Genomic DNA, 24391 nt, shown 5'->3' on the forward strand with positions numbered 1-24391 from the left:
AGACGTTCGAGAAGGGGCAAGACCCGAACAATTTGTCGGTTCAAGAGGCATATTTCTGTAACTTTTTATTCAAATGGCGCAGCGTGCGGCTCATGTGCTTTTCGACGACCGAGCGGGAAATGCCCATGGCACTCGCGATCTCCGCATGCGTCCAGCCTTCAATGCGATGACGCACATAGACCTGCTGACACACCAAAGGCAACTCATTCAGAGCGCTTTTCAAGTCTGCCAGCATTTGCCGCGAGACCAACTCCGACTCCAACTCCGGGGCCTGCGGATGCTCATGCTCGTCCAGTTCGTGCAAAGGAGTGGTAGGCAAAATCGCCTGGCGGCGATAACGGTCAATAACGCCGTTGGCGGTGCTGCGCTTCAGATACGCGCGCGGATTGTCAACCGTAGCCGCAGCATTTTCCAATAAGCGCAGCGCTGCATCCTGCATAGCGTCTTCGCTATCTTCATGAGGTGCTTTCCGACGCCACGCCGCAACCAGCTCAATGTAATGAGCGAGCCACGTTTTCTTGGGCGCGGATGATCGGGGCATACGGAACAAGCTGCAAAAGAATGAAAGCCGACATAATAACAATGATTCTCATTCATAATGAGCTGACGTATCAATTTATCGTTTCCGAGCACAGGGGCGACCCGATAGCTACTCCGTTTTACGCAACTTCCGCCACAAGGTACTACGGCTAATCCCCAGCCGCTGTGCCGCCAAGGCGCGGTTGCCACCACACTCTTCCAGTACTTTGGCCAGATGCTCTTGTTCACTGCGCTCCTGCTGATCACGCAAGGCTGGCAAGGCGGGCTCGCTCACCACGGCCCGCAACTCAGGCGCAATATCTTCCAGCACCACAGCCTGATCCCCTTGCACTGTGCCCAGGACCATCAAGCGTTCGATCAGGTTTTCCAGCTCGCGGATATTGCCGGGCCATGTGTAGTGGCGGCCTAGTTCAAGCAACTCCGCCATCCACTGCGAGTTGAGCGTGATTGCACCACCCAGACGTTGGGCAACCTTGGCCAATAAATGCTCCACCAACTCCGGCAAGTCCTGGGTGCGCAGACGCAAAGGCGGCAAACGCAGCACCAGGATGTTCAGTCGATAAAACAGATCCTGGCGGAACACGCCTTCTTTAACCTGCGCGGCCAGATCGCGGTGAGTAGCCGCAATCACGCGCACATCTACCGGCGTTGGCTCAATCGCCCCGATACGCAGCACTTCTTTTTCTTGCAGCACACGCAGCAAACGGGTTTGTAGCGGCAAGGGCATTTCGCCGATCTCGTCCAGAAACAGGGTGCCGGTGTGGGCCGCTTCCACCAGCCCCACCTTGCCGCCGCGGCTGGAGCCCGTGAAGGCGCCTTCCACATACCCGAACAGCTCGCTTTCCAACAGGCTGTCCGGGAAAGCCGCGCAGTTCACGGCCACAAAGGGTTGCGCGCGTCTGGCGCTGGCGCTGTGAATGCCCTGAGCCAGCAATTCCTTGCCTGTGCCGCTTTCACCAATAATCAAGGTTGTGGCAGTACTTTGAGCGCAAGCTTGGGCTTGAGCACGCAGCTTACGCATGGGCGAGCTTTGCCCCACCAGATCAGATAGCTCGTAACGGGCATGACGCGATGCGGCTTGCTGACTGCGTGAACGCAAGCTGCGGTCCAGTCGTTGAATCGCTGCCGGGTCCTGGCAAAGTAGCACTGCCCCGCTCAAGCGTCCCTGCTCCAGAATCGGCATGCGGGTCACGATCGCGGTACGGCCACCTACTTGCTGCACCGTATCCAACTGCACTTCCAGACTGCGCAGCGTGCCAGCCAGATCCAGCTCGGGATACAAGGAACCCAAACGACGGCCAATCATGGCTTGAGCCGGTTGGCCCAACCAGGCTTCCATCGCCGGGTTCACGGTTTCAATCCGCTCGTCCCTGTCCACTGACACCACGCCGTCACGCAACTGCGCCAGAATCGTATTCAAGCGATCCCGGCGAGCAGCCTCAGCGCGAGCCACACGAGCCAGTTCGATAGCGGATTCCAGGGCCTGTCGCACCGCTCCTTGTGAATACAGCAGCACGCCTTCCATCTGATTCTCGCGCGCCAGATCCACCACCAGACCGGGTGCCAGCACCCACTCCACGCCCAGCTCTTTCAAATCCTGGACACAGCTACGGGCGTCGGCTTCACTGCGATAGCTACGTAGCTCCACAGGCAGATCAAAACGCTGCACGAACTCCAGCAGCTCCAGCGGCATTTCGCCATAGGTCACCACCGCTTTGCGCTCTGCCTGTGCCGAGGCCAGACTGCCCATAATGTCGAAGCCACCGGGATGGACCAACACCACCGGCAAGTCCAGATGTTCGCGCAAATAACTGCCGTTGGAACCGGCAGACACCAGCACGTCAATTTCGCCTGTTTGTCGCAAAACCTGCACGGCCTCCACGGCCTCGCCATAGGCTTTGTCCACAATCAGTATTTCAGCCTGGGCGCGAAACTGCGGCACCAGCTCCTCCAATAGAGAACGCAGTCCATGCAGGCCGAAAGCCACCAGACGCAGACGCGCAGGCGGGGAGGAAGGATAAGGCATATGGTTTCACCCGGGCTTCAATAATGCGACACTGCTTCAAATTACGTTTCAATATTGAAACACAAAACAGGAAAAGACAATATTCCTGGAAGGGAGCGACGACATCACACCACGCGAGAAATCCCCGCCTCCTCTGGGTTCAGGCTTTTCATCGCCCCCATATTTGAACTTGGCACAGCATTTGCTTTAGTAGAACCAACCCATCGCAGCACTACGCTGACGACATTTTTATATCTTGTGATCTGGAGCCCCAAATGAGCCAAAACCAACTGACATCGGCAGGCGCCCGTTTCCGCCAGGCCCTACGTGAAGAACAGCCTTTGCAAATCATCGGCGCCATCAACGCCAACCACGCTTTGCTGGCCCAACGCGCCGGCTACCGCGCCATCTACTTGTCGGGTGGCGGTGTCGCGGCTGGCTCTTTGGGTTTGCCTGATCTGGGCATTAACACGCTGGACGACGTGCTGACCGACATTCGTCGCATTACCGATGTGTGCGATCTGCCTTTGATGGTGGACATTGATACCGGCTTTGGCGCTTCGGCCTTCAACATTGCCCGCACGATCAAAAGCCTGATCAAGTTCGGCGCTGCCGCTTGCCACATTGAAGATCAGGTTGGCGCCAAGCGTTGCGGTCACCGCCCCGGCAAAGAAATCGTCAGCACTGGTGAAATGGCCGACCGCGTGAAAGCCGCTGTTGACGCCCGTACCGATCCCGAGTTCTTCATCATGGCTCGTACAGACGCGATTGCCGTCGAAGGCGTGGACGCTGCTCTGGAACGTGCCCAGGCTTGCGTGGAAGCAGGTGCAGACGGCATTTTTGCTGAAGCTTGCTACGACCTGGACACCTACCGTCGCTTTACCGAAACGCTGGATGTCCCCGTGCTGGCCAACATTACCGAATTCGGCCAAACCCCATTGTTCACGGTGGAAGAGCTGGCTTCGGCCAATGTCGCCATGGTGCTCTACCCCCTGTCTGCCTTCCGCGCCATGAACAAGGCCGCCGAAACTGTCTACCAGGCGATCCGTCGTGACGGACATCAAAAAAATGTCATCGATTTGATGCAGACTCGTGAAGAACTGTACGATCGTATCGGCTACCATGCTTACGAGCAAAGCCTCGACAAGCTGTTCCAGAAAAACAAGAAGTCCTGAGCCACCACAGGCTCCCACCCGGCCCCTTGACTGGGCCGTCGCGCGGGTAATACCCCATTCAGCAGCCAGCCTCGTGCTGGCTGCCCAGCAACCAGGAGACCTTTATGAGCAGTACTGAGAACACCCCTAGCACTGGCTTCAAGCCCAAGAAATCTGTTGCCCTGTCTGGCGTTGTTGCAGGCAATACCGCCTTGTGCACGGTCGGTCGCAGTGGCAATGATCTGCACTACCGCGGCTACGATATCTTGGACCTGGCCCAGGCTTGCGAATTTGAAGAAGTGGCTCATTTGCTGATCCACGGCAAATTGCCCAACCGCGACGAACTGCGCGCGTACAAGCAAAAGCTCAAGCGTCTGCGTGGCCTGCCTCTGGCCCTGCAAACCGCGCTGGAAACCCTGCCTGCCCACAGCCACCCCATGGACGTGATGCGTACTGCCGTGTCGGTTCTGGGCTGCGTGCTGCCTGAAAAAGACGACCACAACCTGCCCGACGCACGCGACATCGCCGACCGTCTGATGGCTTGCCTGGGTTCGGCCCTGCTGTACTGGTACCACTACAGCCACAACGGCGAGATGATCGACGTACAGACCGACGACGACAGTATCGGCGCGCACTTCCTGCACCTGCTGCATGGTGAGAAGCCATCGGCCGAGTGGGAAAAAGCCATGCATGTCTCGCTGAACCTGTACGCCGAGCACGAGTTCAACGCCTCCACCTTTACCAGCCGCGTTATCGCCGGTACAGGTTCGGACTTCTACTCCGCAATTGCCGGTGCGATCGGCGCCCTGCGCGGTCCCAAGCACGGCGGTGCCAACGAAGTGGCTTTTGAAATCCAGAAGCGCTACGAGAACCCCGACCAAGCTGAAGAAGACATCCGCAAGCGCGTGGAAAACAAGGAAGTCATTATTGGCTTCGGTCACCCTGTCTACACCATCTCCGACCCACGCAACGAAGTAATCAAATCGGTGGCCAAAGAGCTGGCCGTGGCCGATGGCAACACCCGCATGTTCGACATTGCCGAACGTCTGGAAAGCGTGATGTGGGAAGTGAAGAAAATGTTCCCCAACCTGGACTGGTTCTCGGCCGTGTCCTACCACACCATGGGTGTCCCTACTGCCATGTTCACGCCTTTGTTCGTGATCGCGCGTACGGCTGGCTGGGCGGCTCACATCATTGAGCAGCGCGTGGACAACAAGATTATTCGTCCTACCGCCAACTACATTGGCCCTGAAAACCAGAGCTTTGTGCCTCTGGATCAGCGCCCATAAGTCACAGATCCTGGGCTATTATTTGCCTGTGATCTAACCCACACGGCCCCGCTGCATTGCGCACGCGGGGCCGTCTTGCTGGTGACTTCAATGCTCTCTGAATTTGTACGCTACGCCCTGCCGCTGGCCGGCACCTTGATGATTGCCTGTGCCTTGACCAGTCTGGTCTCCGGCGCTTATTTACTGCTTTTCAATCTGCGCCGCAGCAACCAGGTGTTGCGTCATCCCTATCTGGATCAGTACCCCTGGGAAAAACTCAGTTTTTCGCTGAAGGCAGGCGTACTGCTGGATTATTTTTTACGTCTGAATTTCCCCAAACGCCAAAACTCGCTGTTTGGCAATGCCAACCGGCTACTCAAGCACGTGCAACCCGATGATGTCCCCATGGGCATCAAATGGCCCCTGATGGGGCTGTGGGGCGGCTGCTTTCTGGGCATGATCGCCATGCTGGCTGTTTGGATTCTGATCGCCCTGCACTCCAACCCCACTTGAAGGAGTCTGCCATGACTACCGAGATCCACCACGACCCGCAAGCGCGTCTGTTTTACTGCGACATTGAAAACCGCCGCAGCGTGATCGAATACGAACTGGACGATGCTGTCATGAGCATCACCCACACCCGTGTGCCGCCCGAGCTGGAAGGCCGCGGCATTGCGGGGCAACTGACCCGCTTTGCGCTGGAAACGGCAAAAAACCAACAGTGGAAAGTACGCCCCATTTGCAGCTATGCCGTGGTCTATTTCCGCCGTCACCCTGAATACGCCGACTTGCTGGCCTGAGCCCGATAACAGTCAGCTTCTCGTAAGTCTTATATAAGATATAAGACCATTGCTTCGCTGCGCGCTTCAAATTACAATTGGGGCAACACGCGATTTATTGCATTTTCATATCAACCATTTACCGATAGGCACCCGCACTATGCTGGACTCTTACCGCGAACATGTTGCCGAGCGCGCTGCTCTGGGCATTCCCCCGCTGCCTTTGTCGGCTCAGCAGACCGCCGAGCTGATCGAGCTCATCAAGAACCCACCTGCCGGTGAGGAAGCATTTCTGGTCGACCTGCTGACGCACCGCGTCCCCGCCGGTGTGGACGATGCTGCCAAAGTGAAAGCCTCCTACCTGGCCGCCATCGCGCTGGGCACAGAAACCTGTGCTTTGATCAGCCGCGAGCGTGCCACTGAGCTGCTGGGAACCATGCTGGGTGGCTACAACATCAGCCCGCTGATCGATCTGCTGGATTCGCCTGAACTGGGCCAGATCGCCGCTAACGGCCTGAAAAACACCCTGTTGATGTTTGACTCTTTCCACGACGTTCAGGAAAAAGCCGAAAAGGGCAATGCCTTTGCAAAAGAAGTGCTGCAAAGCTGGGCCGACGGCGAGTGGTTCACCAGCCGTCCTGAAGTTCCAGAAAGCCTGACCGTGACCGTTTTCAAAGTCACCGGCGAGACCAACACGGACGATCTGTCCCCCGCCCCTGACGCCTGGAGCCGCCCGGACATTCCGCTGCACGCTCTGGCCATGCTGAAGAACCCGCGCCCAGGTATCGAACCTGAAGAGCCCGGCAAGAAAGGTCCTGTCAGCTTTATCGAATCCCTGAAAGAAAAGGGCCACCTGGTTGCCTACGTGGGCGACGTGGTCGGTACCGGTTCTTCGCGTAAATCGGCCACCAACTCCGTGTTGTGGTTCACCGGCGAAGACATTCCTTTCGTTCCCAACAAGCGCTTTGGTGGCGTGTGTCTGGGCAGCAAGATTGCTCCTATCTTCTACAACACCATGGAAGATGCCGGCGCTTTGCCTATCGAACTGGACGTTTCCAAAATGGAAATGGGCGACGTGGTGGAACTGCGTCCCTACGAAGGCAAGGCCTTCAAGAATGGCGAACTGATCTCCGAATTCCAGGTCAAGTCCGACGTCCTGTTTGACGAAGTGCGTGCCGGTGGCCGTATTCCCCTGATCATTGGCCGTGGCCTGACTACTCGTGCTCGCGAAGCACTGGGTCTGCCCCCAACCAACCTGTTCCGCCTGCCACAAAGCCCTGCCGACTCCGGTAAAGGCTTCTCCCTGGCCCAGAAGATGGTTGGCCGTGCTTGCGGTCTGCCTGAAGGCCAGGGCGTGCGTCCCGGTACTTACTGCGAACCACGCATGACTACCGTTGGTAGCCAGGACACGACTGGCCCAATGACTCGCGACGAACTGAAAGACCTGGCTTGCCTGGGCTTCTCGTCCGATCTGGTGATGCAGTCCTTCTGCCACACCGCTGCTTACCCCAAACCTGTTGACGTTAAAACTCACCACGAACTGCCTGCTTTCATCAGCACACGCGGTGGTGTTTCCCTGCGTCCAGGCGACGGTATCATCCACTCCTGGCTGAACCGCATGCTGTTGCCCGATACCGTGGGTACCGGTGGCGACTCGCACACCCGTTTCCCTATCGGCATCAGCTTCCCCGCTGGTTCCGGTCTGGTGGCCTTTGCCGCTGCTACCGGTGTGATGCCTCTGGACATGCCAGAATCCGTGCTGGTGCGCTTCAAGGGCGAAATGCAGCCCGGCGTCACCCTGCGTGACCTGGTTAACGCCATTCCTCTGTACGCCATCAAGCAAGGCTTGCTGACCGTCGAGAAAGCCGGCAAGAAGAACATCTTCTCCGGTCGCATTCTGGAAATCGAAGGTCTGCCCAACCTGAAGATCGAACAGGCTTTCGAGCTGTCCGACGCTTCGGCCGAACGCTCCGCTGCTGCATGTACCGTGCGCCTGAGCAAAGAGCCCATCATCGAATACCTGAACAGCAACATCACGCTGCTCAAGTGGATGATTGCCAATGGCTACGAAGACGAGCGCACTATCTCCCGTCGTATCAAGGGCATGGAAGCCTGGCTGGCCAACCCGGAACTGCTGGAGCCCGATGCAGACGCTGAATACGCTGCTGTGATCGACATCGATCTGGCTGAAATCCACGAACCTATCGTGGCTTGCCCGAACGACCCAGACGACGTGAAGACGCTGTCCGACGTGTCCGGCACCGTGATCGACGAAGTGTTTATCGGTAGCTGCATGACCAACATCGGTCACTTCCGTGCTGCCTCCAAGCTGCTGGAAGGCAAGCGCGACATTCCAACCCGTCTGTGGGTCGCTCCTCCGACCAAGATGGACCAGCAACAGCTGAGCGAAGAAGGCCACTACGGCGTTCTGGGCGTGGCTGGTGCTCGTATGGAAATGCCCGGTTGCTCGCTGTGCATGGGTAACCAGGCACAGGTTCGCGAAGGCGCCACCGTCATGTCCACCAGCACCCGTAACTTCCCCAACCGTCTGGGCAAGAACACCAACGTGTTCCTGGGTTCGGCTGAACTGGCTGCCATCTGCTCGCGTCTGGGCCGCATCCCGACCCGCGAAGAGTACCTGGCCGACATGGGCGTTCTGCAAGCCAATAGCGAAGACATCTATCGCTACATGAACTTCGACCAGATCGAAGAGTTCAAGGAAATTGCTGACTCCGTAGGTCTGTAAGCCCTAGCGCTTGCAAAAAACGCCTTCGCCGCTTCATGCGGCGAAGGCGTTTTTCTTTGCCTGTTTGAAATGACTTCCCTCTCAAGAGGCCTGTAAAAAGCCTGTTCAGCACAGCCCACCCGTCGCTAAAGGTGCACTCACTCACGCTTATCTGCCCACGGGTATACCCCTATCATCATTGTGGTTACTCCTTATGTACGGCCAGTGTTCGAATCGCATATAAAGCTGAAAGCAAACTGAAAGAAGACTGAAATAAAGCTGAAAACACATCAGATTGCTGCAGTTTGCTCTCGAACGCTTACAGCCACTTCGGAGACACACCTCATGAGAAACAGGATCAAAAAAAGCACCGCGCCTCAAGCACAAACTGGCGCATCCCGGCGCAAGTTCCTGAGCGGTGCTGCAGCCGGCACCGCGGCTGCAGCAACGATGGGCTTTCCTGCCATCGCTCGCGCGCAGGGTCCCATCAACTTCCGCTTCCAAAGCACTTGGCCCACCGTCGACATCTTCCACGAATTCGCTCTTGATTTCGCCAAGAAGATCAACGACATGACCGGTGGAGATCTGAAAATCGAAGTTTTGCCGGCAGGGGCTGTTGTACCGGCCTTTGGCCTGCTGGATGCCGTCTCCAAGGGAACACTGGACGGGGGCCACGGCGTGCTGGGTTACAACTACGGCAAGCAGAACGCCCTGGCCTTGTTTTCGTCAGGACCGGCCTTCGGCATGGACGCCAATATGGTCCTGGCATGGCACAAATATGGCGGCGGCAAGGAGTTGCTGGCCAAGCTGTACGATGCCATCGGTGGCAATGTCGTCTCCTTCCTGACCGGCCCGATGCCCACGCAACCGTTCGGCTGGTTCAAAAAACCCATCACCAAGACTGAAGACCTCAAGGGTCTGAAGTTCCGCACTAATGGCCTGGCTATCGACCTGTTCACTGAAATGGGCGCGGCCGTCAATGCTTTGCCGGGCGGTGAAATTGTTCCGGCACTGGACCGCGGCCTGCTCGATGGTGCGGAGTTCAACAACGCCGCCTCGGACCGCGCTCTGGGCTTTCCGGACGTGTCCAAGGTCTGCATGTTGCAAAGCTTTCACCAGGCCTCAGAAACCTTCGAGATCATGTTCAACAAGGACAAGTACAACGCCTTGCCGACACAGCTGAAGGCCATCGTCGACAACGCCGTGGAGGCCGCATCGGCCGACATGTCCTGGAAGGCGGTGGACCGTTACTCGCAGGACTACCAACGCCTGCAAAAGGAAGACGGCGTCAAATTCTACAAAACGCCCGACACCATTCTGCAGCAACAACTGGTCGTCTGGGACCAGATCGTCGCCAAGAAGGCCGAGACCAACCCCCTTTTCAAGGAAATCGACGCATCGCAACGAGCGTTCGCGGCACGCGCCATGGCGTGGGACATGGACACCAACAATAACCGCCGTATGGCCTACAACCACTACTTCGGTCGCAAGGCCCCCCAAGCCAAGAGCTGACCCCTAACGGCAATTGCACTGCGTCATCCCGTCCAGCCGGATGTGGATGACGTCTCCTTCCCCACTCCAGGCCGGCCGCGCCCCAAGCCGCAGCCGACACGCATCAGACCCTTTCCGCGCTAGCAAGGTGAACCTACCATGCAGAAAATTCTGGTCTTTATCGACCGGTTCAATACGTGGATAGGCCAGTTGTTCGGCTGGCTAGTCCTGGCATTGACCCTGTTCGTTTCCTTCGAGGTCTTCTCTCGATACGTACTCTCCAACCCACACGCCTGGGCCTTTGACATGATGAACATGCTGTACGGTGGCCTGTTCATGATGGCCGGTGCCTACACGCTCTCCAAGAACGGCCATGTGCGCGGGGATGTGCTGTACGGCTTTTTTCCACCCCGTCTGCAGGCAGCCCTGGATCTGATCCTGTACATCCTGTTCTTCATCCCTGGTGTGGTAGCCATGTTCTGGGCCGGTTACTACTTCGCAGCCGAGTCCTGGGCCATCACGGAGCACTCCAATATCACGGCCAACGGACCGCCCATCTACCCGTTCAAGGCCATCATCCCGCTGGCCGGTTTCTGCCTTCTGCTGCAAAGCTTCGTGGAAATGGTGTACTGCGTACGCTGCCTGCGAGACGGAAAATGGCCTTCGCGCGACAAGGACGTTGAGGAAGTCGATGTCGACAAGCTCATGGATATGGTGGACGTCAAAAGCGATGACATTGAGAAACTGGATGCCTTTGTCACAGGCGACGGCAAGAAAGGGAGTCCAACATGAGAAAAGAAATCTGGTTCGGGCTCACCATACTGATCGGCATTGTCCTGAGCATTGCCATCTTCATGCCAGCGCCAGCAGACATGAGCAACGGCCATTTGGGCCTGCTCATGCTGGCCCTGATTGTCGTCACTATCATGCTGGGCTTTCCCACTGCCTTCACCCTGATGGGGATGGGGGTGATCTTTACCTGGCTGGCCTATCGCGACATGGGCACGCAGCAAGCAATCCAGCAGACCCTGGACCTGATGGTTCTGCGCACCTACGCCGTCATGACCAACGACGTACTGATTGCGGTGCCTCTGTTCATCTTCATGGGTTACCTGGTTGAACGCGCCAACCTGATCCAGAGCCTGTTCCAGGGCATGCACCTGGCCATGGCACGAATTCCAGGTTCGCTGGCAGTAGCCACTATTGCCACCTGTGCCATCTTTGCGACAGCTACGGGCATTGTGGGTGCGGTAGTGACACTGATGGGCCTGCTGGCGATGCCCGCCATGCTGCGAGCGGGTTACAGCGTACAGCTAACGGCTGGATCCATTACCGCCGGGGGCTGCCTGGGCATTTTGCTGCCCCCCTCCGTACTCCTGATCCTGTACGGCGCCGTCGCGGGTGTCTCGGTCGTGAAACTGTATGCCGGGGCCTTTTTCCCCGGCCTGATGCTGGCTGTCCTGTACGTGGTGTACGTCATCATTCTGGCCAAGCTCAAGCCCAGTGTCGCGCCTCCGCTTTCCGCGGAAGACCGGATCGTGCCTCTGCCAGCCTTCGCACAAACCATCAAGGAGACCATTACAGACCGTGCTGTACCCGGCCTGATCAACGCCATGAAGGGGCCTCGCAACGTCGACGTGCCCATGAAGCTGCTGGTCAAGAATCTGGCCGTGGCCTTGCTGCCCGCTGTGATCTTCATCGCTGTCATGGGCTTTAGCTATCAGTCGGTCACTGCACCCAAAGTAGCCGAGCACTACGAGCTGCAGGAAATGGGCGGCGGTTTCAATAACTTCGACAATGACTACAGTGGCGGTGGACTGGCAGAACCTCCGGGTGCTGGCGGTTTATCCGAACCTGAAGGCAGCGAGCCACTTGTGACGCTGGGTGCCAGCGAACCGGGCGCAGAAGCTCCCGCAGCTGCAGCAGAGGCAGCCGAAGAAACCACTACGGCAGAGCGCCAAGCCGCGCCAATGACATTCTGGATCTTTCTGATCGTGGGCAGTCTGGCCTTGTTGTGCTACTACGCCATGCTGAACTTCGCACGGCTGGAAATCTTCAAGATGCTGCTCAGCTCCTTCTTTCCGCTGACCATGCTGATCCTTGCCGTGCTGGGCAGTATTATCGTTGGCCTGTGCACTCCCACCGAAGCGGCGGCCTTGGGTGCCTTGGGCGGCATCCTGCTGGCCTTCGCCTATCGCCGCTTGAATTTCTCCATGGTGCGCGAATCGGTGTACCTCAGCGCCAAGACCAGTGCCATGGTCTGCTGGCTGTTCGTCGGTTCCAGTATTTTCTCGGCCGCCTTCGCCCTGCTGGGTGGTCAGGAACTGATCAATGGCTGGGTGCTGTCCATGGATCTGACACCCATTCAGTTCATGATCCTGGCGCAGATTGTTATTTTCCTGCTGGGTTGGCCGCTGGAATGGACAGAGATCATCATCATCTTCATGCCCATCTTCCTGCCACTGCTGGCGCACTATCAGATCGACCCCCTGTTCTTCGGCCTGCTCGTCGCCCTGAACCTGCAAACCGCATTCCTGTCACCACCGGTTGCCATGTCGGCTTTCTACCTGAAGGGCGTCTCGCCACCCCATGTCACCCTGAACCAGATTTTCCTGGGCATGATGCCCTTCATGGGTATCCAGATCCTGGCGATCATCATCCTGTACCTGTTCCCTGGCATCGGCCTGTGGCTACCTAGCGTGTTGTACTGATCGCAACCTGCCAACATCGGACCGGACCCGACGCTTCCCCATTTTTCACAGGGGAGGCGCCGGGTGCATGGAGGCGGCCCCTCGCGTACATGCCTGATAAGGCACAAATTATCGCCAGCCTCTATTTTGCAAGCACCAGAACTCTACCAGCCATCCCCTAGGGGCTACCCTCATTCACACACCCCGGTCGTGGCAAAGGGTAAACTAGCTTGTCCCTCTCTCGGTTTTGTATGTCCATGTCGCAACTCAATTCCAAACTGCTCGCCCAACAACCCAAAGAAATCCAGCGTCTGATCAATTACACCGACGCACTGGTACGTTCCGGCTCGCAGATCGAAGATCGCTATTGGCAAGGGCTGACCGCTCAATTGCTGGACAAGCTCTATAGCGGGCGCCGCAATACAGCGGTTGAACAGACACTGGAACTGCTGGGCAGCCAGCAACAAAACCAGCATTACGAAATCCTGATGGAACTGGCCGAGTCCCACGCCGAGTGTCAGCAAATCGAGCATGACGGTGTGCTGTACGACGCCCTGCTGTTTTCGGCCCCGCTGACCGCCTGGACACGCTATCAACTGCCCCAGGGAGTATTGAAACCCCAGCAACACAAGGAACTGGAAGAGGCCTTGCGCGCCACGGTTCTGGCCGAAGGCACAATGTGCGCCCTGCTGCCCAATCTGGTCAATTACGACGAGATGCCGCAGACCTACCAGCAGGCTTACGCCTGGACGCGCAGCCTGACTGCGCAAGCTCTGGGCCGCAGCCAGGAGCCTGCTCCACTGAACAAACCCGAAGAAGCCAGCAGCCTGTTGGCCGACGCCCGCTTTCTGATTGGTGTCGTCATGGCTCCGGTCGGTCAGCCCCTGTTTCGCTGGCAGCAATCCAGCGACAATCTGCAAGCCGACCACCTGCGCTGGGTAGAGCAATGGGTGGAGCGTTACTCCGCCATCGTCACACCGTTGTTTACCGGCTGCCAGCTGCAGTTTCTGGCTCCCAACGCTTATTACGGCAATAACCGCGAGTCGGACCGCGAGATTCGTCCACTGGCCCTGAAGGCCGGTATCACCTGGCTGCAAACAGCCGTGAAGCTCTCGCCCGACCATTTGCGTGCGGCCATCGTTGCTTGCGGTGAAGAACAAGTCGAAGAATATCGCGTGGGCTTTAGCACCATTTCCTCGCCCACTGTGATTTATGGCTGTATCTGGCCTGTGTTGAGCCAGGAAGAAGCCGAGTCCTCTTTCCACAGCGACGACCATATCGACATTCCGGACGTGATTGCCGCCCTGCTCAGCACCCTGGGTCTGGTCCAGATTCAGCGCCTGCCCGGCCTGCACTCCACCGAGACCTGCGACGATTGCAACGCGCCCTTCTTCCCGGACATCAACGGCGAGATGCAGCACCCGGAACTGCCGGACGAAATCGATCTGGACCCCGTACAGCTGCACTAAATTGAACACCGTTACTGTTTCCCAACCTGTATCCATAGACCTGTTTTGCCGTGTTATCGACAATCTGGGGGATATAGGCGTGTGCTGGCGGCTGGCCCGTCAGTTGGCGGCCAGACCCGAGGTCGCCCAGCTACGCCTGTGGGTAGATGATCTGCACAGCTTCAGCCGTATCCAGTCCGAAATTCAAAGCGAACGGCAAAGCCAGCAACTGCAGGGCGTAGATATTGAGCATTGGCACGACGCGCGCCAAGAATACCCCGCAGCACATCCCTTCGTGATCGAGGCCTTTGCCTGCGAACCGCCCGAAGCCATGACACGGCAACTGACGGCAGATAGCCATGTGTGGATCAATCTGGATTACCTGAGCGCCGAGCCCTGGGTACAGGGCTGCCACGGCCTGCCCTCCCCACAAGCCGGTGGTGCGAACAAATATTTCTTCTTTCCCGGTTTTGTCCCGCAAACAGGGGGGCTGCTGCGTGAAAGCGATCTGCTGGCCCGTCGCGACGCCTTTCAAAGGGACGATGCTGCCTACCAGGCCATGCTGAGTCGTCTGGGCGTGGCGCAGGAGCACATTCAAGCCCTGCTCCAGGGCGAGATGCAGCAAATGTTCCTGTTCTGCTATCCCGATGCGCCCGTGCTGGCCCTGCCCGAAGTGCTATCCACGCTAAAGCAGAAAACCCTGCTGCTGGTGCCCGAGTCTGTTGCCCAAGGTATCCCGGATCTGGAGCAAGGCCACTTGCACGTTCAGCGCATCCCCGCTGTGAATCAGGCCGATTTTGATGCCCTGCTCTGGCGTAGCGCGCTGAATATTGTGCGTGGCGAGGACTCCCTGGTACGCGCCATCTGGGCCGCTCAGCCCATGCTGTGGCAGCCTTACGTACAGGAAGAACAGGCCCATCTGGACAAGCTGCAAGCCTGGCTGGATACCGGCAATTTGCCCAAGCCGGTTCAAGCCCTGCATCTGGCCTGGAGCAGTGCCGATCAGGCCGGCGCCGCCACTGCCTTGAGCCGCTGCCTGGACCCCAAGGTGTTGCGTCTATGGCAACAAGAAGCCCGTACTTATAGTGAAAAACTGGCTGAACAAGCCGATTTGGCCAGCAGTTTGCTGAGTTTTTACACCCAAGTCGCCCGAAAACGCTAAAATAACGGATTACCTCTTAAAAGCTCCCTGACACTGCGTTTGGCGGAGCCTGTCCCATTCGGAGTTTTTTTAATGAAAACCGCACAAGAACTGCGCGTTGGTAACGTCGCGATGGTTAATGGCGACCCTCTGGTCGTTCAGAAAACGGAATACAACAAATCCGGTCGCAACTCCGCCGTTGTCAAATTGAAGTTCAAGAACCTGCTGACCGGCTCGAACAGCGAAGCCGTGCACAAAGCTGACGAAAAATTTGAAGTGGTTCAGCTGGAAAAGCGCGAATGCACTTACTCCTACTTTGCTGACCCCATGTACGTCTTCATGGACGAAGAGTACAACCAGTACGAAATCGAAGCTGAAAGCATGGGCGACGCCCTGGATTACCTGGAAGAAAACATGTCCGTTGAGGCCGTTTTCTACGAAGGCCGTGCTATTTCGGTTGAACTGCCCACCATCATCGTGCGCGAAATCACCTACACCGAACCTGCCGTGAAAGGCGATACCTCCGGTAAAGTGCTGAAGCCTGCCAAGATCAACACGGGCACCGAAATCAGCGTGCCTTTGTTCTGCAACATCGGTGACAAGATCGAAATCGACACCCGCACTGGCGAATACCGCAGCCGCGTGATGTAAGAAAGACGTCGTACCGTCCAGTGCGGTACGCGCAAAAAAAGGGGCTGTTTTTACAGCCCCTTTTTCCTGCCTGCTCGAATCACCACATCATCCTCAGGCCAGCAGGCCGGTATTCACAAAACCACCGTCCACACTGATGATCTGCCCGGTCATATAGGCTGTTTTTTCGGTATCCAGCAAAAAGCAGATCGCCTGCGCTACCTCACGCGGCGTGCCATAGCGATGCATAGGCACGGCAGATTTCCAGGTTTCCTGCACCTGCTCCGTGTGCACTTGCATGGCCAATGGCGTCATGATCGGGCCAGGACACACACAGTTCACCCGTATGCCTTCCTGGGCCAGCTCATTGGCCATGACCTGCGTCAGGTTGATCAAACCCGCCTTGGTAATGCCATAGGCGGCGCGCCCACGATTACCCACCAGACCCGACACCGAGGAAATATGCACAATCGCGCCCTGCTTGTACTCGCGCATCAACAAGGCCGCTTCCCGGCTGATGCTAAACGCCGCCAGCACATTGACCTCGAAGGTTGCCCGTAGCAAGGCAGAGTCCGTTTCCAGAAACGTCACATCACGTCCAAACCCGGCAGAATTCACCAAGCCGCCTACAGGACGTTGGGAGTGATAGCGCTTCAGCAAAGGAGCAATACGCGCTTCGTCGGTAATATCCAGCAGCTCGGCGGCCAGATGATCGCCGTAACGATTGAACTGCTCTGTCAAAGCGGCTAATTTCTCGGCATTATTATCCAGAGCCAGCACATACGCGCCCTGCTCCAGCAACAGCTCGACGGTTGCCAGCCCAATACCGGAAGCCGCCCCCGTCACTACCATCCAGGAATCTTGCATCAGGCTGCCTCCAGAACCATTTCAAAAGTCACCAGCACAGAGTTCACCTCCGGTTTCAAACGACCACGATGCACGCCATGCTGATAATCAATAATGATCACGTCCAGTTGCACTTGTTGCTCGGCGGGCAGGCTCAGGTCAATCCGCCCTTCCTCAATCAGCACCTCAGTGACGAAAGGTTCGACAACGATCTCAGGCTCCAGGATCGCCCCGACCAAACTCCCGACACCACCGCGGATGACGGCACGCGTCAGGCCCAGCTCCTGACAGATAGCCCGCAAGACAGCTGAGATATTCTGGTTCGGGGCCAAGGTCACAATCCAGCTTTTCGGGCTTTCAGGCTGAGCCTGGACTGACAAGTGCTCGGGTCTGGCGACAGGCGTGAACAAGCTGAAATTCGTTTCCGGGCAAGGCAGAGTCTCAAAGGCTGCGCCGCGGACATAGCTAATATCCAGCTCCGGCGAACCACCCAAAATCGTTTGGTCCGGGAGAATATGCCCGGCCTGCAACTGTCCTTCAGAGTCACGCCAGGCGGCATGACAGTGCAGCCATAACTGACCATCTGGTTTGCGCCCCAGAGTCACACTGGCTTGCTCAATCTGAACCGGACCGGGGTGTGTATAAAGCTGGCTGTAGTACACCGAATGATCGGGCGAGGAAGACAGCGCCGGCATCACATAATGCAGGTCCGCAAACTGCCCGCCTTTGAAACGCCCCACCGCGCTATACAAACCATGTGCCTCCCCCGCCAGGCGGAAGGCATCCAGCAAGGAATGCCCGGCCCGCAAGGTCTGGGTATGACTTTCCGTCTGGCAAGGGGCCAGCATATAAGGCTGAGCCCGCTGAACGCCAGGATGCTTGACCTCTCTTAGCATGGTGCCTCCTGTGCCAGCTGCGGCAGACATTTCATCAGCTCATCTTTCACCATGCGCTTGGGCACTTTGCCGTAGCCGGACTTGGGCAGGGAATCCCAGAACTGGATGTACTTGGGCATTTTGTAGCGAGCGATGCGCTCGCTCAGCCAGCTGCGCAGCTCAGCCTCCGTCAAGGCGGCCCCTTCTTTCAAGACACACACTGCCACTCCGACTTCACCCCACTGACGATCCGGCACACCCACCACCGCCACTTCAGTAATTGCACCGTGCAGCAGGATGTATTCCTCGATCTCGCGCGGGTAAATATTGGAGCCACCCGAGATGTACATATCGGAAGCACGCCCGGTCAGGTACACATAGCCACGCTCGTCCATATGACCGATATCGCCCGTGCGAAACCAGCCATTGCGGAAGGACTCGGCATTGGCCTTGGGATTGTTGTAGTAGCCCGCAAACACGGCTGGGCCAATTACGCAGACCTCGCCAGTTTCGCCATACGCCACTTCCCGACCTTGTTCGTCCTGAATGGACACCTGCATGCCCGCACGCTCGTAGCCACAGCTGGCGGGATGGCTGATACGACCATCGGCATCTTGATGATCAAAAGACGGCAGCACGGTGATATTGCCCGTCACCTCGCCCAGGCCGTAGTACTGCACCAGCACCGGACCGAACTTCTCCAGCGCCAGACGCAAGTCCGCCTCGTACATGGGCGCACCGGCATAAATCACATGACGCAGGCTGGAGTGATCGTACTGATCGATATGTGGGCACTCGGCCAGCAACTTCAAAATCGTCGGTACTGTGAACAAGGTGCTGAGCTTGTACTTTTCGATCAAGGCAAAGGCTTGTTCGGTACTGAAGCTGTCGCCCGGCAAGAGCACGGTTTTTGCGCCACGCAACACCAGATTCAACTGATGCACACCTGCACCATGCGACAAGGGAGCCAGCACCAGACCACCATCTTCGCTGCGAGTACCAGGCAAGAGATCAGCCAGATGATTGGTCAGGACAAAGGCCATTTGCCCATGCGTCAACACGGCGGCTTTGGGCTTGCCTGTCGTACCGGAGGTAAACAGCAGCCAGCAAGGTGAGTTGGAAAATACATCGGCATTCGGCGTAACGGCACCCGCATGATCCCTTAACAGATCTGCCACCAAGGGGCGCGAATCGGCTGGTGCTGGTGTACCGCGCAACCACAGCAAGTCCATCTGCGGGAAATGCTGGGTGACGGTTTCCGCATGTTCAGGGAAATCCGTCTGGCACAGGAATACCGTGCTGCCAGACACCTCCACCATATGCAGCAACTCTTCGGGCTTGACGCGGAAGTTGGTCGGCACCCAGATCGCCCCCAAACGGAAAGCGGCGAACATGGAGAGGAACATCTCATTGCTGTTTTTGGAGTGCACCAGAATCGCGCTGCCAGCCTGCACGCCACGGGCTTGCAGGCCCGCCGCCAAGGCCGAGACCTGAGCATCCAGTTCCCGCCAATCCCAGCTTTCCTCACCCCAGATCAACGCGGGCTGATCCGGCAGACGACGCGCATTCTGGGTCAACAGGTGCGACAAGTTCATAGCCCGATTCGACATGGGCTGTACCACGGCATTTGTCATCATTTCAAGCGTTCCAGAATCGACACATAGTTAGCCACAGCCGCACCACCCATATTGAAGATGCCGGCCAGTTCCGCCTGCGGCAACTGCATGTCACCGGCTTCCTGAGCCAGCTGCATGGCGGCCATCACGTGCATGGAAACACCGGTTGCGCCCAGAGGGTGACCGCGAGCTTTCAGGCCACCGGAGACGTTCACCGGCAACTGACCATCCTTACGGGTGCGACCTTCCAGAATCACTTTCCAGCCCTCGCCACGCGGAGCCAGACCCATGGCTTCGTACTCCAGCATTTCAGCTGTCGTAAAGCAGTCATGGGTTTCCACCAGATCCAGATCCAGAATGCCGACACCAGCTTTGGACAGAGCCTGCTGCCAGGCACGATGCGCCCCTTCAAACGCAATCGGGTCGCGTCGCGACAAAGGCATGAAATCATTGACCTGGACACGGGAGCGGAAGCGAATCGCGCGGCGCAAGGCACGGGCGGTTTCTTCATCGGCCAGAATCAGCGCGGCAGCCCCGTCGGACACCATGGAGCAGTCGGTGCGGCGCAGCGGGCCGGCCACCAGAGGGTTCTTTTCCGAAACCTGATCGCAGAACTCCAGGCCCAGATCACGGCGCACATGGGCGTAAGGATTGGCCAGGGCATTCACGTGATTCTTGGCGGCAATCTGCGCCAAAGAGTGGCTCTGGTCGCCATAACAATCAAAGTAAGCCTGGGTGATCTGACCAAAAATCCCCGCAAAGCCCAGCGGATTGTCCTCTTCCTTGCGATAGCAGCCGGAGCTGAGAATTTCAGGAATACGGCTAGGAGGCACGCCCGTCATTTTTTCCGCACCGACAGCAATACCAATGCGGGCACGGCCGCTTTCAATCGCATCCATCACGCTATGAATAGCGGCACTACCCGTGGCGCACGCATTTTCTACGTGCACGGCAGGTGTGAAACGCAGATCAGGCTGATGCAGGGACAACAATCCGGCCTCGAACCCTTGGGGATTCAAGCCATTGTTGTAGACACCCACGGCCGCAAAATCGATGTCGCTAGCCTGTATGCCGGCATGCGCAATCGAATCCCTGACCACGGCTTGAATCAATTCTTCAATGTCGATGTTATCCAGCTTTCCAAACGGGGTATGTGCCCATCCCACAATACATGCGTGTCCAGACATAGTTTTCCTTGAACGTAGAAATTTGATCAATGAATCGCTCGCCCCTGAAAAGCTGAAATAGCTGCTCAAGGGCCCGTAACTTGTTCCCCAATCCTCAGGGACTCGATGTACGCCTTCTCTTCCAACAAAAGCGCTACCAGCTCCTCATGTCGTTTGTTGCGCAAGCGGCTCTCTACACTGGCGATGGCCAGGGAAGCCGGCATGCCACTGGTGGGATGAGAAACGCAAACCGCCACCCCCCAGGAACCTTCAAAAATAAAACCACGGTTAAAGGCATAGCCTTGCTCACGCGTCTCGGCCACCAGATCCCACAGAATGTCGGTGCTCAACTGGGGGTACTGGCGCAGGCGCTCGGCATTGACCTCCAGGGCTTCGCCAATCTGCTCATCCGTCATGGCCGCCAGAAATGCAATCCCACTGGCGCCACAACCCAAGGGGTGACGATCCCCCGGCTGCAACACATGCGAGCGCAAGGGATGATGCCCTTCCTCGCGAGCCAGACAGACGGTTTCATAGCCGCGCTGCACGCTGAGCAGCGCGCTGTCACCCGACACCTTGGCAATACGCGCCAAGCTGCGTTCGGCAATGCGCTGAATGCCAAAACGATGCGCTGCCATCAGCCCCAAGGAATACAGCTCGGGGCCGGGAAAATATTTGCGCGATACCGGGTCCTGCTCAATCAAGCCATTGCCCATCAAAGCCAATAACAGGCGACGGGTGGTGGGCTTGGTCAACTCGACCTTTTTCACGACATCACTCAAGCCTATGCCCTGGTTACGCAGGCCTACGACCACCTGCATGACTTGCACGGCCCTATCCAGGGTTTGGCTGGAAGAAATCGACTCTGGGCTCTCTTTGGAATCCATTTTCACACTCTTGATAATATAGGTCCGCATATTGGACCATTTAGTGACTCAGATTGGAATACGTGAACCGCCCTTTAGCGAAGTATTTTGGGCAGTATATTAAATATTTACGTAAATCCTGTAGGTAAAAATACTAGGTTGTCCTAATTTCAGGCCTGTCTTGTAATGCAGCAGGTCAGCTTACATAAATCTATAGGTCCATTAAATGGACCCCACAGGAGATTAAAAAATGAAGCGTCGCACATTTCTGAAAACAGTTGCTGCCAGCAGCACCCTGCCCTGGGCATTGAGCTTTTCCAAATCTGCTGAAGCTGCCGAATTCGAGTATCGCATTGCGCACAGCGTGCCCACCCATCACCCCTTACATGTCCGCATGGTTGAAGCCGCAGACCGCATTCGGGAACAAACGAATGGGCGCTTTGACCTGCGCATCTTCCCCTCGGACCAATTGGGTTCGCAGACCGATGTGATGAGCCAGATCCGCTCGGGCGCTATTGATTTCCTGTGCTTGTCCGGTGTGGTGCTCTCTACCCTGGTTCCCTCCAGCGCCATCAGCGGCCTGGGCTTTGCGTTCAAAGATTACGACCAGGTCTGGAAAGCCATGGATGGCGGTCTGGGCGAGTTCATTCGTGCCGAGATCGCCAAAACCCGCTCGCTGTTCGCCTTTGAGCAGATCTGGGACAACGGCTACCGCCAGATCACCAGCTCGGGCCGCGCCGCCGCTACTCCGGCTGACATCAGCGGCATGAAGATTCGCGTTCCGCCCTCCTCCATGTGGACCTCGCTGTTCAGCTCCTTGGGTGCTGCTCCGGCCACCATCAACGCCAACGAGCTGTACTCCTCCTTGCAGACCAAGATTGTCGATGCCCAGGAAAACCCGCTGGCCGTGATTTCCACCTTGAAGCTGTACGAAGTGCAGCAGTACTGCGCCATGACCAACCATATGTGGGACGGTTTCTGGCTGCTGGCCAACCGCCGCAACTTCGACGGCCTGCCCGAGGACATTCAGGAAATTGTGCGCAAGAACCTGAACCAGAGCGCCGTACAGGAACGTGCCGACTTGCTGGCCCTATCCGAGCAATTGCAAAGCGATCTGGAAGGCAAAGGCATGCAATTCGTCCAGGCCGATACCGCCGCCTTCAAGCAGCGTCTGATTGATGCCGGTTTCTATGCTGAATGGAAGAAGAAGTTCCCGGCAACAGGCTGGGAGCAATTGGAATCCGTCGTCGGTAGTTTATAAGCCAGGGGCACAGCACAATGACAAATGACAGTCAGAACCTGCAGATACAGGAACAGCCACCGCTGTGGCAGAAATTTGAAACTTGCTTGTTTAAAGCGACGGCCTTTATCAGTGCGATTCTGCTGGCCTTAGTCATTGTTCTCTTGCTCTCGGGCGTGGTGTCGCGCTATGTATTGCACGCACCACTGACCTGGTCCGACGAGCTGGGCGGCATTCTCTTCCTGTGGCTGACCACCTTTGGGGCCGCCCTGGCGACGTATCGCTTTTCCCATATGCGCATGACCGCCGTGGTCTCGCGCCTGGGCAGCGAATGGGAGCCCTTCTTTACCGCTTTTGCTATCACCGCCACCACACTGTTCTTCGCCCTGATCCTGTATCCGGCAATTGATTTTGCGATGGAAGAGGCCTTCATCACCACCTCTGCCCTGGAAATCTCCAATGCCTGGCGTGCCTCGGCCTTGCCGGTCGGTTTCGGGCTGGCGCTGATCTTTGGTCTGGGCAAGATGGCGGAAGTAATACGCCAGCCTAAAGCCATTTGGGCTGTCTTGAGCGTATTTGCTCTGGCTTTAGTGGTCTGGCTGATCAAGCCCTACCTGCAAGGGCTGGGCTACCTGAACCTGGTGATCTTCTTTGTACTGATTGTGGGCGTCAGCGTACTGACCAGCGTACCTATTGCCTTTACCTTTGCCCTGGCCACACTGGGCTATCTGGCCCTGACCACCCGCGTCCCCGTGATGACCCTGGTCGGTCGCATGGACGAGGGCATGTCGCATCTGATGTTGCTGGCCATCCCCACCTTTATTTTTCTGGGTCTGCTGCTGGAAATGACAGGCATGGCACGTGCCATGGTGCAGTTTCTGGCCAGCCTGCTGGGTCATGTAAAGGGAGGCCTGTCTTATGTACTGATTGGCGCCATGTATCTGGTGTCCGGCATCTCCGGCTCCAAAGCTGCTGATATGGCTGCCATCGCACCTGCGCTGTTCCCGGAAATGACCAAGCGCGGCGCCAAGGAAGGCGAACTGGTCGCCCTGCTGTCCGCAACTGGCGCGCAAACAGAAACCATCCCACCTTCTATTGTGCTGATCACGATTGGCTCGGTTGCCAGTGTATCTATTGCCGCCCTGTTTACCGGCGGTATGTTGCCTGCGCTGGTGCTGGGTATCGGCCTGTGTGTAGTCGTAGGCTGGCGCAACCGGCACGAGGACCTCTCCAATATTCAGCGCACACCCGCCAAAGAAGCCCTGAAGCTTTTTCTGATCGCCCTGCCTGCACTGGCCCTGCCCTTCGTCATCCGCGCCGCCGTTGTTAAAGGCGTCGCCACGGCAACGGAAGTCTCCACCATTGGCATCGTCTACGCCATGATCGCGGGCCTGGTCATCTACCGCCAGTTCGACTGGCGCAAACTCTACCCCATGCTGGTGGATACCGCTGTTCTGTCGGGAGCCATCCTGATCATCATCGGTGCAGCCTCCGGCATGGCCTGGGCCTTGACCCAATCCGGCTTCTCCCGCGAGCTGGCCCAATTCATGCAAACCCTGCCCGGAGGCCGCATGGGCTTCCTGATTGTGTCGGTAATTGCCTTCATCATCCTGGGCAGCCTGCTCGAAGGCATCCCCGCCATCGTGCTCTTTGGCCCGCTGCTGTTTCCCATCGCCCGAGTCATGGAAGTGCATGACGTGCACTACGCCATGATCGTGATTCTTTCCATGGGTCTGGGCCTGTTCGCACCACCTTTCGGCGTCGGTTACTACACCGCCTGCGCCATCGCCCGCGTCAACCCGGATGAAGGCATCCGGCCGATCTGGGGCTATATGCTGGCCCTGCTGATTGGCCTGGTCTTTGTAGTCGCCTTCCCCTGGATTTCGATTGGTTTTCTGTAAGAGATATGGC

At 57.4% G+C, this 24391-nt stretch carries 20 protein-coding genes; 13 read left to right on the forward strand and 7 right to left on the reverse strand.

The genetic code is table 11. The features are described 5' to 3' along the window. Positions 1-40 precede the first annotated feature (40 nt). Both ACFPDR_RS10025 and prpR read right to left on the reverse strand, forming a co-directional pair. A complete protein-coding gene (locus tag ACFPDR_RS10025) occupies positions 41-541 on the reverse strand; it encodes a sigma-70 family RNA polymerase sigma factor (RefSeq protein WP_035270828.1) in 501 nt (166 codons plus the stop codon). A 108-nt stretch (positions 542-649) separates the two neighbouring features. Then, positions 650-2566 carry a propionate catabolism operon regulatory protein PrpR gene (gene prpR, locus ACFPDR_RS10030; protein WP_239055240.1) on the reverse strand — a complete coding sequence of 639 codons (1917 nt, stop codon included), beginning with the start codon at positions 2564-2566 and terminating at the stop codon, positions 650-652. 254 nt (positions 2567-2820) lie between these two features. Between prpR and prpB the strand changes: the two genes are divergently transcribed. The 11 genes from prpB (at position 2821) to efp (ending at position 15892) form a co-directional block, all read left to right on the forward strand. Further along, entirely contained in the window at positions 2821-3720 is a 900-nt protein-coding gene (gene prpB, locus ACFPDR_RS10035; protein WP_083054012.1) for a methylisocitrate lyase, read from the forward strand. A gap of 104 nt (positions 3721-3824) precedes the next feature. Further along, positions 3825-4988, forward strand: coding sequence for a bifunctional 2-methylcitrate synthase/citrate synthase (prpC, locus tag ACFPDR_RS10040; protein ID WP_009457712.1), 1164 nt, complete (start codon positions 3825-3827; stop codon positions 4986-4988). 90 nt (positions 4989-5078) lie between these two features. Further along, complete coding sequence (locus tag ACFPDR_RS10045) at positions 5079-5480, forward strand: hypothetical protein (protein ID WP_035270831.1); 402 nt, start codon at positions 5079-5081, stop codon at positions 5478-5480. An 11-nt stretch (positions 5481-5491) separates the two neighbouring features. Beyond that, the gene (locus ACFPDR_RS10050) at positions 5492-5767 is read left to right on the forward strand and encodes a GNAT family N-acetyltransferase (protein ID WP_115634098.1); all 276 of its coding nucleotides are present in this window, start codon (positions 5492-5494) and stop codon (positions 5765-5767) included. Between the two features lie 139 nt (positions 5768-5906). After that, the gene (acnB, locus tag ACFPDR_RS10055; RefSeq protein ID WP_115634099.1) at positions 5907-8492 is read left to right on the forward strand and encodes a bifunctional aconitate hydratase 2/2-methylisocitrate dehydratase; all 2586 of its coding nucleotides are present in this window, start codon (positions 5907-5909) and stop codon (positions 8490-8492) included. A 324-nt stretch (positions 8493-8816) separates the two neighbouring features. Then, positions 8817-9983: a TRAP transporter substrate-binding protein gene (locus ACFPDR_RS10060; protein WP_009457721.1), complete on the forward strand. Its 1167-nt coding sequence runs from the start codon at positions 8817-8819 to the stop codon at positions 9981-9983. A gap of 138 nt (positions 9984-10121) precedes the next feature. Continuing rightward, the gene (locus ACFPDR_RS10065; protein ID WP_009457722.1) at positions 10122-10754 is read left to right on the forward strand and encodes a TRAP transporter small permease subunit; all 633 of its coding nucleotides are present in this window, start codon (positions 10122-10124) and stop codon (positions 10752-10754) included. Continuing rightward, complete coding sequence (locus tag ACFPDR_RS10070) at positions 10751-12673, forward strand: TRAP transporter large permease (RefSeq protein WP_371478045.1); 1923 nt, start codon at positions 10751-10753, stop codon at positions 12671-12673. The genes ACFPDR_RS10065 and ACFPDR_RS10070 overlap by 4 nt, the downstream gene beginning before the upstream one ends. 236 nt (positions 12674-12909) lie before the next feature. Then, positions 12910-14121, forward strand: a complete 1212-nt coding sequence (locus tag ACFPDR_RS10075; RefSeq protein WP_376911086.1) for a DUF2863 family protein — start codon at positions 12910-12912, stop codon at positions 14119-14121. 1 nt (position 14122) lies between these two features. After that, the gene (earP, locus tag ACFPDR_RS10080; protein ID WP_376911087.1) at positions 14123-15262 is read left to right on the forward strand and encodes an elongation factor P maturation arginine rhamnosyltransferase EarP; all 1140 of its coding nucleotides are present in this window, start codon (positions 14123-14125) and stop codon (positions 15260-15262) included. 72 nt (positions 15263-15334) lie between these two features. Further along, positions 15335-15892, forward strand: a complete 558-nt coding sequence (gene efp, locus ACFPDR_RS10085) for an elongation factor P (RefSeq protein WP_003802564.1) — start codon at positions 15335-15337, stop codon at positions 15890-15892. Positions 15893-15985: 93 nt separating this feature from the next. Here efp and ACFPDR_RS10090 read toward each other — a convergent pair whose 3' ends face one another. The 5 genes from ACFPDR_RS10090 to ACFPDR_RS10110 form a co-directional block, all read right to left on the reverse strand. Further along, on the reverse strand, positions 15986-16738 hold the full coding sequence (locus tag ACFPDR_RS10090) for an SDR family NAD(P)-dependent oxidoreductase (RefSeq protein ID WP_247965825.1): 753 nt from the start codon (positions 16736-16738) through the stop codon (positions 15986-15988). Next, positions 16738-17613, reverse strand: a complete 876-nt coding sequence (locus ACFPDR_RS10095; RefSeq protein WP_060185714.1) for a hypothetical protein — start codon at positions 17611-17613, stop codon at positions 16738-16740. The genes ACFPDR_RS10090 and ACFPDR_RS10095 overlap by 1 nt, the downstream gene beginning before the upstream one ends. Continuing rightward, positions 17607-19229, reverse strand: coding sequence for an acyl-CoA synthetase (locus ACFPDR_RS10100; protein WP_376911088.1), 1623 nt, complete (start codon positions 19227-19229; stop codon positions 17607-17609). The genes ACFPDR_RS10095 and ACFPDR_RS10100 overlap by 7 nt, the downstream gene beginning before the upstream one ends. Continuing rightward, positions 19226-20395: an acetyl-CoA acetyltransferase gene (locus ACFPDR_RS10105; protein ID WP_376911089.1), complete on the reverse strand. Its 1170-nt coding sequence runs from the start codon at positions 20393-20395 to the stop codon at positions 19226-19228. Before ACFPDR_RS10105 ends, ACFPDR_RS10100 begins: the two co-directional genes overlap by 4 nt. Before the next feature lie 65 nt (positions 20396-20460). After that, positions 20461-21261: an IclR family transcriptional regulator gene (locus ACFPDR_RS10110; protein WP_203145001.1), complete on the reverse strand. Its 801-nt coding sequence runs from the start codon at positions 21259-21261 to the stop codon at positions 20461-20463. 229 nt (positions 21262-21490) lie between these two features. Here ACFPDR_RS10110 and ACFPDR_RS10115 point away from each other — a divergent pair, with 229 nt between their 5' ends. Both ACFPDR_RS10115 and ACFPDR_RS10120 read left to right on the forward strand, forming a co-directional pair. Then, positions 21491-22501, forward strand: a complete 1011-nt coding sequence (locus ACFPDR_RS10115; protein WP_376911090.1) for a TRAP transporter substrate-binding protein — start codon at positions 21491-21493, stop codon at positions 22499-22501. A 17-nt stretch (positions 22502-22518) separates the two neighbouring features. Further along, the gene (locus tag ACFPDR_RS10120; protein ID WP_060185711.1) at positions 22519-24381 is read left to right on the forward strand and encodes a TRAP transporter large permease subunit; all 1863 of its coding nucleotides are present in this window, start codon (positions 22519-22521) and stop codon (positions 24379-24381) included. The last annotated feature ends 10 nt before the right edge of the window (positions 24382-24391 follow it).

The sequence above is a fragment of the Alcaligenes sp. GCM10023179 genome, assembly GCF_042653705.1.
Taxonomy (GTDB): Bacteria; Pseudomonadota; Gammaproteobacteria; order Burkholderiales; family Burkholderiaceae_B; genus Alcaligenes; species Alcaligenes phenolicus.

Bases quoted from the DNA above. Each gene is read 5' to 3' on its own strand.
- ACFPDR_RS10025 (WP_035270828.1), bottom strand. From the start codon at position 541: ATGCCCCGATCATCCGCGCCCAAGAAAACGTGGCTCGCTCATTACATT.
- prpR (WP_239055240.1), bottom strand. From the start codon at position 2,566: ATGCCTTATCCTTCCTCCCCGCCTGCGCGTCTGCGTCTGGTGGCTTTC.
- prpB (WP_083054012.1), top strand. From the start codon at position 2,821: ATGAGCCAAAACCAACTGACATCGGCAGGCGCCCGTTTCCGCCAGGCC.
- prpC (WP_009457712.1), top strand. From the start codon at position 3,825: ATGAGCAGTACTGAGAACACCCCTAGCACTGGCTTCAAGCCCAAGAAA.
- ACFPDR_RS10045 (WP_035270831.1), top strand. From the start codon at position 5,079: ATGCTCTCTGAATTTGTACGCTACGCCCTGCCGCTGGCCGGCACCTTG.
- ACFPDR_RS10050 (WP_115634098.1), top strand. From the start codon at position 5,492: ATGACTACCGAGATCCACCACGACCCGCAAGCGCGTCTGTTTTACTGC.
- acnB (WP_115634099.1), top strand. From the start codon at position 5,907: ATGCTGGACTCTTACCGCGAACATGTTGCCGAGCGCGCTGCTCTGGGC.
- ACFPDR_RS10060 (WP_009457721.1), top strand. From the start codon at position 8,817: ATGAGAAACAGGATCAAAAAAAGCACCGCGCCTCAAGCACAAACTGGC.
- ACFPDR_RS10065 (WP_009457722.1), top strand. From the start codon at position 10,122: ATGCAGAAAATTCTGGTCTTTATCGACCGGTTCAATACGTGGATAGGC.
- ACFPDR_RS10070 (WP_371478045.1), top strand. From the start codon at position 10,751: ATGAGAAAAGAAATCTGGTTCGGGCTCACCATACTGATCGGCATTGTC.
- ACFPDR_RS10075 (WP_376911086.1), top strand. From the start codon at position 12,910: ATGTCGCAACTCAATTCCAAACTGCTCGCCCAACAACCCAAAGAAATC.
- efp (WP_003802564.1), top strand. From the start codon at position 15,335: ATGAAAACCGCACAAGAACTGCGCGTTGGTAACGTCGCGATGGTTAAT.
- ACFPDR_RS10090 (WP_247965825.1), bottom strand. From the start codon at position 16,738: ATGCAAGATTCCTGGATGGTAGTGACGGGGGCGGCTTCCGGTATTGGG.
- ACFPDR_RS10095 (WP_060185714.1), bottom strand. From the start codon at position 17,613: ATGCTAAGAGAGGTCAAGCATCCTGGCGTTCAGCGGGCTCAGCCTTAT.
- ACFPDR_RS10100 (WP_376911088.1), bottom strand. From the start codon at position 19,229: ATGATGACAAATGCCGTGGTACAGCCCATGTCGAATCGGGCTATGAAC.
- ACFPDR_RS10105 (WP_376911089.1), bottom strand. From the start codon at position 20,395: ATGTCTGGACACGCATGTATTGTGGGATGGGCACATACCCCGTTTGGA.
- ACFPDR_RS10110 (WP_203145001.1), bottom strand. From the start codon at position 21,261: ATGGATTCCAAAGAGAGCCCAGAGTCGATTTCTTCCAGCCAAACCCTG.
- ACFPDR_RS10115 (WP_376911090.1), top strand. From the start codon at position 21,491: ATGAAGCGTCGCACATTTCTGAAAACAGTTGCTGCCAGCAGCACCCTG.
- ACFPDR_RS10120 (WP_060185711.1), top strand. From the start codon at position 22,519: ATGACAAATGACAGTCAGAACCTGCAGATACAGGAACAGCCACCGCTG.